The sequence below is a fragment of the Psychrobacter sp. 1U2 genome (genome assembly GCF_051847575.1).
Window position 1 is genome coordinate 1 of record NZ_JBPYDC010000719.1, and the last position, 876, is coordinate 876.

The window sequence follows — 876 nt, forward strand, 5'->3', positions numbered from 1 at the left end:
CGTGCTATCAGTCCGTCTTTTTTGATAAATTGATGATGCAAAGCCGCTCCAATATGAACTAATGTAAAGGCAATAATCATCGGCCATATAATGTCGGTATGTAGATCGTTATAAAAACGTGCTAGGCCTCGATCTGGATTAACAAACACTGGAATCTGAAACAGCCCGAAAATGTCGACAGGTCGACCACCATAGACAGACATAAGTAGCCCTGCAATCGGCATCGCAATCAACAGTGTATAGAGCGCAAAGTGTGACAATTGCGACATCAGTAACTGCCATTTTGGCATTGGTACTGGCGGTGGCGCTTTGGTAAGCAGTCGATTGATCACTCGTGCAATCATCCAAAACAATAAGCTAACGCCAAAGGCTTTATGTAGTCCAATATATAGATTACTATCAGAATTGTTATATAAAAACATCATTGTCCAAGTTACTAGCAGTAAAATGGCGCTAATCCAATGGAATATGCGACTACTAACTGACCATTTTTTTACGTTTGAATTATTACTATCCATAAAACATTCCATGCCGTTTGATTCTGACACTACTGACCTATTAAGATCACTTTAGTAAATAGTTCAAACCATACCTCTAAAATATATTTTGCACAACCATTTATGCAAATCAGTTCAACGTTTTCAAAAAAAGCTATGAGTTGTCTTTCAATCTGAGGTAGCTGAGCGTGGCGTATCTAGTAGAGCTTCATCACTTAAACCGATCAGTTGATGAGCAATCTTATCCAAATCTGGTATTAAGTAAAGGGTATCATTGATAGTGACTACTTGAAACATATAAGAGGTAATGACATTTTCTTTAAATTGAGCGCTTACTGTCTCCTCCTCTTTCTCACTACTGGTAGGGATATTATTATTA

The 876-nt window shown here is 37.8% G+C and carries 1 protein-coding gene and 1 pseudogene; both read right to left on the minus strand.

The annotated features are described in order from the left end of the window. A partial coding sequence (locus ACS8FD_RS18300; protein WP_439276897.1) for a cytochrome b occupies positions 1-518 on the minus strand: 518 nt, incomplete at its 3' end. A 147-nt stretch (positions 519-665) separates the two neighbouring features. Continuing rightward, positions 666-876, minus strand: a pseudogene (locus tag ACS8FD_RS18305) (hypothetical protein); the annotation flags it as partial.